Origin of the sequence: Accumulibacter sp. (assembly GCF_029255145.1) — a bacterium.
Classification (GTDB): domain Bacteria; phylum Pseudomonadota; class Gammaproteobacteria; order Burkholderiales; family Rhodocyclaceae; genus Accumulibacter.
The window spans coordinates 1-6,803 of record NZ_JAPUVQ010000057.1 but is presented as its reverse complement, the minus strand read 5'-3'; the positions used below and the strand labels follow the sequence as shown (position 1 = coordinate 6,803).

The following is a 6,803-nucleotide window of genomic DNA, read 5'->3' as shown; positions in this document are numbered from 1 at the left end:
GACTGTGCCGTTGCCGAAACGCTGCACAGCATGAACGAGACCAGGAAAGCGTTCCGCTTGATCGTCGTCAAATATCGACGGCAGGCCGAGTTGTTCGACGACGCACCGAAATACCACGTCATTGTTGAGCACGGTCATCAATCGTGATGGAAAAACGAGCGATTTTGGTCAAGCAGGTTGATGCTCTTTCCAATAACCAGTTGATTATTCAGATGTTCACGATAGGTGATGAAGCACCGGACATTGCGCATACCTCCATATGTTATTGAATTGCAAGGGACAGCTGATTCGGATTGGATGTTTGCGGCCTTCCGGCTGGACGGTGGTCCGCCAAGTACCGATCCAGGTCGTCTTGGCGCACAACCCATGGTGCATTGACGCAAGCCTGGGTCGCTGGCATGTGCCGCAGCCGGATCATCCGTAGTACGGTGGTCTGCGTGACGCTCAGGATTGCAGCCACCTCGGAAACGCTCAGTTCGCCACGGGTTTGCCGCTCGCCTTCACGATACACGGCGATCGCGTGATTATTTCGGGTAGCACACACGCGTACAGCGGTCCAGGTTTGACCATGAGGCGTATGTCTCCCCATTCGATTCAGGATCGAGGCGATCATCGCGTCCGGTTGAATCCGGGCCAATGAGCGAATCAGTTCGATCGTGTCGGTATCCATCACATACCGATGTTTGCCCGTACGGATCTTCTCAAATCGCAGTTCCGTATGATCCCCGCCCTGCCAATGCAGCACCAAGCGAATGGCATTGTCCTCGGAAGTGGCAATGATATCCTTGAGTACCGTACGAAGCAGACGCTTCTTGATTTGCGGCGAACTGCCTGGGTGATCCCACAGGCAAGGCAAGTCCTCAGCCAATGCCAGCAACTCCGCTTTCGTCGCCGCTGTCACCGAGGTAGGCCTCTTGTTACGTCCGGCCTTAATCCAGACTCCCCGGCCCGAGCTTTTCGAGGTTGAAACGATGGCCGAGTCGCACGCTGCCACCGGAAGATCGACCCCGGCGGCGTCCACCAAGGCGCTGCGGGGTCGTACAGATTCATCTGCCGCTGGTGATAACGGCGTATCTGCACGACGCACAACGCGGGTCACCATGTGTATTCCAAGCAAAGGCAAAACGTTCACAACCTCTGGTCCGACTGGGTACGTTGGTGTTCGTCGATCAGTCGCTGCAGCGGCCACCGGCGATGGCGCGCAGGAACTCGTTGCGCGCTTGCGGCGAGCGCTCGAAGTCGCCGACGAAGGACTGGGTAATCACTCGCTCGTCACCCCGCCGGTCTTCACCAAGCAACAAACACAACTGCTCGGCTTCGACGACACAGGCGGCGCCACGCGCCTTGCCGTGCTGCATCAACGCTTTGGCAATATCACGCGTCATCCATTCCTGATAGGTGAAGCGGTGGCCGATGGCGTCGACCAGTCGCGCGATGCGGCCAAAACCATGCAGGCGGCCACCCGGCAGGTAGGCGACGTGGGCCAGGCCACGAAAAGGGACCAGGTGGTGCGGGCAGACGCCGTGCACGGCAATGCCACGGATCACCACCAGATCGCTGCCAGGGTCGGCAAAGCCGTCGCCGAGCGCCGCGGCAGGGTCGAGGTCGTAGCCACCGAGCAACCGGTCTTGCCAGAGTTCGCGGACCCGTTGCGCGGTACGTCCCATGTGCGCGCCATCGGCGGCAATGCCGCAGGCCTTGAGCAGGTCGCCGACCGCCCGCTCGAAGGCGGCGACGTCGAAGGCCGTCTGGCGCGGGATGCCAATATCACATGCGCTGTTGGGTGGTTGGTCGTGGTGGCTGCATTCTGGCATTGGATGCTTCGGCAAGTTGTCGGCAGATGTAGCGATGATACACGTCGTCGCCGCGTCCGATGGCTCGCGCCGTTCCCTGCTGGGCAGGGCGGCGCTGCGCGGGCCCACGATTGCGATTTCCTTGCACGCGGCAAGCCAAAGAGGCTTGCGATGAGCGATAATGGCCAGTTCGTGGGGATTGCGGTGATCCCCTGGCGGGCAGGCTGGGGACACTGGCCCGGGTCGGGAAGGAAATGGATGAAGAGCGTTGATGATTTCCGCTTGCGTTTCGGCAACAGGGAACTGGTGCCGATCATGATCGGCGGCATGGGCGTCGACATTTCGACCGCCGAGCTGGCGCTCGAAGCCGCACGACTGGGTGGTGTTGGCCATATCTCCGATGCGATGGTCAATACCGTCGCCGACCGGCGGTTCAATGCCAAGTTCGTCAAGGACAAGCTAAAGCAGTACAAATTCAACGTCGCCAATTCGGACAAATCGGTCGTTCGCTTCGATCTCGGACAACTCGCCGAGGCGACCCGGATGCACGTTGGCAAGACCATGGAGGCAAAACGTGGCGAAGGCCTGATTTTCGTCAACTGCATGGAAAAGCTGACCATGAACTCGCCCCGGGAGACGCTGCGGGTCCGCATGCAAGGGGCGCTGGACGCCGGTGCCGATGGCATCACCCTGGCTGCCGGATTGCATCTCGGTTCGTTCGCCCTGATCGAGGACCATCCGCGTTTTCGTGATGCCAAGCTGGGGATCATCGTCTCGTCGCTGCGCGCCCTGCAGCTGTTTCTGCGCAAGACCGCCCGCTGCCAGCGGCTGCCTGACTACGTCGTCGTCGAGGGGCCGCTGGCTGGCGGTCACCTCGGTTTCGGGATGGATTGGGCGGCGTACGATCTGGCGACCATCTTCAGCGAGATTCATCGCTATCTGAAGGCCGAGCAGCTCGATATTCCGCTGATTCCGGCAGGCGGCATCTTCACCGGCAGCGACGCGGTGTCGTTTCTCGATGAGGGCGCAGCGGCGGTGCAGGTGGCGACGCGGTTCACCGTATCCCGCGAGTGCGGTCTGCCAGAGGACGTCAAACAGCGCTACTTCGAGGCTACCGAGGATCAGATCGAGGTCAACCAGATCTCGCCCACCGGTTACCCGATGCGCATGCTGAGCAACAGTCCGGCGATTGGCGACGGCATTCGGCCGAATTGCGAGGCCTACGGCTACCTGCTCGACAGTACGGGCAGTTGCTCGTATATCAGCGCCTACAACCGCGAGGTCGAAGCCAATCCCGGCCTCAAGCGCATCTCGGTCAAGGACAAGACCTGTCTTTGCACGCAGATGCGCAACTTCGATTGCTGGACCTGTGGTCATTACACGTATCGCCTCAAGGATACCTCTAGGCGTTTGCCCGACGGCAGCTATCAACTGCTGAGCGCCGAGCACATCTTCCGCGATTACCAGTTCAGCACCGACGGCAGAATCCGCACCCCCGTATAGGGTGGCCGGGCTGTCCGGGCGGTCGCCGCTATCTCTTGTGCTGCCAAAATGAAAGGGCTTTAGTCGATGCTCAGCTATCGTCACGCCTTCCATGCGGGCAACCACGCCGACGTTCTCAAGCATCTGGTGCTGGTACAGCTGACCCGTTACCTTGGCCGCAAGGATAAGGCCTTCTGGTACATCGACAGTCACGCCGGCGCGGGTTCGTACGCGCTGGAGTCGGCGCAGGCAGCCAAGCTCGCAGAGTACCGGCAAGGCATCGCCCGACTGTGGGGGCGCAAGGATCTGCCGCCGGCAGTCGCCGACTATGTCGATCTGGTGCGTCGAATCAATCCGGGCGGCGGCCTCAAGGTCTACCCCGGCTCGCCCGATTTTGCATTATGGACGATGCGGGCGCAGGATCGTATGCGTCTTTTCGAACTGCACAGCCGCGACGTGCTGCGTTTGCGCGAGCATTTCGCGAGCGTCGGTGCGCGGGTGCTCGTCGACCACAGCGACGGGTTCGCCGGGCTCAAGGCCTTGTTGCCGCCGCCGTGTCGGCGCGCGCTGGTGCTGATCGACCCGGCGTATGAAGAGAAGCATGACTACCAGCGGGTCATCCACGCGCTCAGGGATTGCCTGCAGCGCTTTCCAGGGGGCACTTACCTGCTGTGGTATCCGCAATTGACCCGGCTCGAAGCACACGACTTGCCGCCGCGGCTGAAGCGTTTGCCGGCCAGCAACTGGCTGCATGTCGCGCTGCGCGTCAGGACGCCGGATGTCGACGGCTTCGGGATGCACGGCAGTGGCCTCTTCGTGATCAATCCCCCGTGGACGCTGCAGGGCACGCTCCAGGAACTGATGCCCTGGCTGGTCGCTGTGCTGGGCAGCGATGAGGGCGCCGGCTTTACGCTTGAAAGCCAGGCGGCTTGAGTCGTCCGCCGGCTGAATGGTTCGGCTCCCGCGGAGGAGTCGGCACGCCAGCATGCAGCGCCCACCGTGGGCGATTACCCGGCCTGATCTTCCCCGGCGGGCGAGTGCTTCCTGCTCGATCCGTAGCAGCGGTCAACCGGATATCGGGTGGCATTCCTGAGCAGTTTGGCGCGCGCCGCGTCTTCGAGGTCGATGCCGGCATTGTCGGCGATCAGCAGCAGGTAGATCAGGACGTCGGCGCATTCATCTCGGAGCGCCTCGCGGCCTTCGCCGCTGGCGGCCGACGTGGCTACCTCGGCATCGCTCTTCCACTGGGTCAGTTCGAGCAGTTCGCCGGCTTCTAGATTCAGCGCGACGATCAGATTGCGCAGGCTATGAAACTGCGCCCAGTTGCGCTGGTCGCGAAACTCGATGATCTTGGCGGTCAGCGCCGGAAGATTCATCGTCTCAGCTGAAGAAACGTTGCCGTGCTGCTTCGGGCAGGCTCATGCCGGTGGCTTGCGCGCGGGCCAGCAGCTCCCAGTAGTAGCGGTACGAGGCGCGGTCGTGCAGCAGTCCGTGATGCTCGATCGGCGCCCAGTCGCCATCCTGCGCGGCGATCAGGATGGCGGTGGCTTTTTCGACTTCCGAGAAGTCGGGGCGCATCGCTTCGACGATCGGCACGATTTGATTGGGGTGAATGCTCCACATCCGCAGGTAGCCGAATTCATTGCGCGCGCGCTCGGCATCGTGGCGGATGACCGCGAGATCCCTGAGTTCGGTGGTCACGTTATGCGACGGCACGGCGCCGTTGGCCAGCGCCGCCGCCGCGATTTCGCACTTGGCGCGGACGATCAGCGGATGCTCGAATTGCCCCGGGCTGCGCATCGCCGATGCCGGGATGGCGCCGTGGTGGCCGCTGACAAAGTCCATCAGGCCGAAATCGAGCGATTCGACCTCGGGCATCGTGGCTATTTCCCATACGTCGCGCAAAGCGCCGTAGGTCTCGATCAGCACGTGCACCGGGATCTGGCGGACGAGACCAGCGGCAGCGGTGGCGCTTCGCAACACACGCAACTGCTGCCGCACGTCTTCGCCGCCGCTCACCTTCGGCAGGGTCACGAAGGCCAGGCGCTGGCCGGCACTGGCGACGATGATCTCGAGGTCCTGCTGCCAGCCGGGATGAGCAATATCGTGGACGCGGACGCCGACGCGCTGGTGCCGGTTGCCGGCACTCATTATCAGCCCGGCGACCATCTCGGCGTGTTCCCGGTCGGCGCCGGCCGGTGCCCCGTCCTCGCAGTCACAGGTAATGTCGAAGATCGGGCCCAGCTCGCTCTGCAGTTGGAGGGCCTTGTTGATCAGCTTCTCGGAGCCCGCGTAGTGGTCGACCGCGGGGATCATCGGGAACGGCTTTTCGCCGGCAAAGAGGACTTGGCTGGGATGGCGCATAGTGTTTTTGAAGCGTCCGGTTTTCGAGAGAGCGGAATTCTACCGCGATATCTTCCGCTGCTGATGGTCGTAGCTGCGGGCAACCGTCAGCCAAGAAAAAACCGCGGACTGGTCCAAGCCGTTCACCTTTTCTGTTGGAATGATGCCAAACGCATCCTGAGACTGAAAAGGGAAGAATCAGAAGCCCCCGACTGGAAACCGCGGGTGCTTTTGTTTGTCCGACCTCCGGCGACCCCGTCAGGGTCGCTCGTCGAACCACCAGCGATAGATGTGGGAATCTAAGTTGAGCAGTTGGACGGCAATCCCTCCGTCCAAGACGACATCGACGGAGAAGGCCAACTCCTCCGACTCATCAGGAAGGCGGTCCTCGAAATATCGGGCCTGCAACGCGTCGCACCCTACACACCCGTTGGAGAGGTATGACTCCCGGTTCTCGACGTCGAGTCCGCTCTTTCGGACCTTCAAGGCCCCGATCCCGTGTCGTTGGAGCAGGTTCCGGGGCAGCCATCGGCCGATCACTTCCTCGCCGCCGAGGATGCCGTCGAGCGTCCGGAGTGAGGCCAGAATGTTCGGATGGCCCGGCAGGACCTTCGAGGCTGCCAGCGTCATGAAGGTGACGACCTTCGTCGCCTCCCCGCACCGTTGGCAGGTCGTGGGAGTCGTGAACACCTCCAAGGGGAGCGTCGCGCCGATCGCCGGGGCGAACCGAAGCCGGCCGGAGACGGCCCCCTCGGCGAACCTCGACAGTTCGATCGTCTGGCTCCAATAGCGCGACTCGTCCCTGTCCCTCGTCTTGATCCACTTCGGATGGTAGGCGGGCGACGGCAAGGCCACGGAGAACGATTTGGACTTCGCGTCGAAGATCAGGCGGAAGGATGGCAGGACGTCGGCGAAGATCGGGAGGTCGTGCTGGCGGAGCAGCCAAAGGCCCCGCACGCCGGCTTCCTCGTATCTGTCCTGACGCCGCAGCGTCTCATCCTCGTCCTGCCTGCTCCACTGTATCTCGACGGCGACCTTGGCCTTGCCCTTGGTCGAGAGCCCTTGACGCTCTCCGGAGCTGACCCGCCCTTGCTCACCAAAGCTGACCCATCAAGCGTGACCCAGTGGGCCCTGGTTGAGGTCCGCAGCGGTTCCCGGGAGCCGAACTTCGTAGCTCCCCAAGCT

General features: G+C 62.3%; 7 protein-coding genes. 2 read left to right on the top strand and 5 right to left on the bottom strand.

The genetic code is table 11. The features are described 5' to 3' along the window. Positions 1-262: 262 nt before the first annotated feature. Positions 263-1,102 (bottom strand): helix-turn-helix domain-containing protein, encoded by an 840-nt coding sequence (locus tag Q1L50_RS06220; RefSeq protein ID WP_300336792.1) that lies wholly within the window; start codon positions 1,100-1,102, stop codon positions 263-265. Between the two features lie 67 nt (positions 1,103-1,169). Further along, on the bottom strand, positions 1,170-1,814 hold the full coding sequence (gene folE / locus Q1L50_RS06215; protein WP_300336790.1) for a GTP cyclohydrolase I FolE: 645 nt from the start codon (positions 1,812-1,814) through the stop codon (positions 1,170-1,172). Positions 1,815-2,051: 237 nt separating this feature from the next. Between folE and Q1L50_RS06210 the strand changes: the two genes are divergently transcribed. Together Q1L50_RS06210 and rlmJ are read left to right on the top strand one after the other, a co-directional pair. After that, positions 2,052-3,296: a nitronate monooxygenase gene (locus Q1L50_RS06210; RefSeq protein WP_300336793.1), complete on the top strand. Its 1,245-nt coding sequence runs from the start codon at positions 2,052-2,054 to the stop codon at positions 3,294-3,296. Positions 3,297-3,362: 66 nt separating this feature from the next. Continuing rightward, the gene (gene rlmJ, locus Q1L50_RS06205) at positions 3,363-4,208 is read left to right on the top strand and encodes a 23S rRNA (adenine(2030)-N(6))-methyltransferase RlmJ (protein WP_300336788.1); all 846 of its coding nucleotides are present in this window, start codon (positions 3,363-3,365) and stop codon (positions 4,206-4,208) included. A gap of 74 nt (positions 4,209-4,282) precedes the next feature. On the opposite strand, the gene Q1L50_RS06200 is transcribed toward rlmJ, so the two are convergent. The 3 genes from Q1L50_RS06200 to Q1L50_RS06190 all read right to left on the bottom strand — a co-directional run bounded on the left by Q1L50_RS06200 (position 4,283) and on the right by Q1L50_RS06190 (position 6,575). Next, entirely contained in the window at positions 4,283-4,651 is a 369-nt protein-coding gene (locus Q1L50_RS06200) for a nucleotide pyrophosphohydrolase (protein ID WP_300336787.1), read from the bottom strand. 4 nt (positions 4,652-4,655) lie between these two features. Further along, a complete protein-coding gene (locus Q1L50_RS06195) occupies positions 4,656-5,639 on the bottom strand; it encodes an aldolase/citrate lyase family protein (protein ID WP_300336785.1) in 984 nt (327 codons plus the stop codon). A 237-nt stretch (positions 5,640-5,876) separates the two neighbouring features. Continuing rightward, the gene (locus tag Q1L50_RS06190; protein ID WP_300336783.1) at positions 5,877-6,575 is read right to left on the bottom strand and encodes a hypothetical protein; all 699 of its coding nucleotides are present in this window, start codon (positions 6,573-6,575) and stop codon (positions 5,877-5,879) included. Positions 6,576-6,803 lie beyond the last annotated feature (228 nt).

Excerpts from the sequence above, each read along its gene's own strand:
- Q1L50_RS06220 (WP_300336792.1), bottom strand. The coding sequence starts at position 1,102 with ATGGTGACCCGCGTTGTGCGTCGTGCAGATACGCCGTTATCACCAGCG.
- folE (WP_300336790.1), bottom strand. The coding sequence starts at position 1,814 with ATGCCAGAATGCAGCCACCACGACCAACCACCCAACAGCGCATGTGAT.
- Q1L50_RS06210 (WP_300336793.1), top strand. The coding sequence starts at position 2,052 with ATGAAGAGCGTTGATGATTTCCGCTTGCGTTTCGGCAACAGGGAACTG.
- rlmJ (WP_300336788.1), top strand. The coding sequence starts at position 3,363 with ATGCTCAGCTATCGTCACGCCTTCCATGCGGGCAACCACGCCGACGTT.
- Q1L50_RS06200 (WP_300336787.1), bottom strand. The coding sequence starts at position 4,651 with ATGAATCTTCCGGCGCTGACCGCCAAGATCATCGAGTTTCGCGACCAG.
- Q1L50_RS06195 (WP_300336785.1), bottom strand. The coding sequence starts at position 5,639 with ATGCGCCATCCCAGCCAAGTCCTCTTTGCCGGCGAAAAGCCGTTCCCG.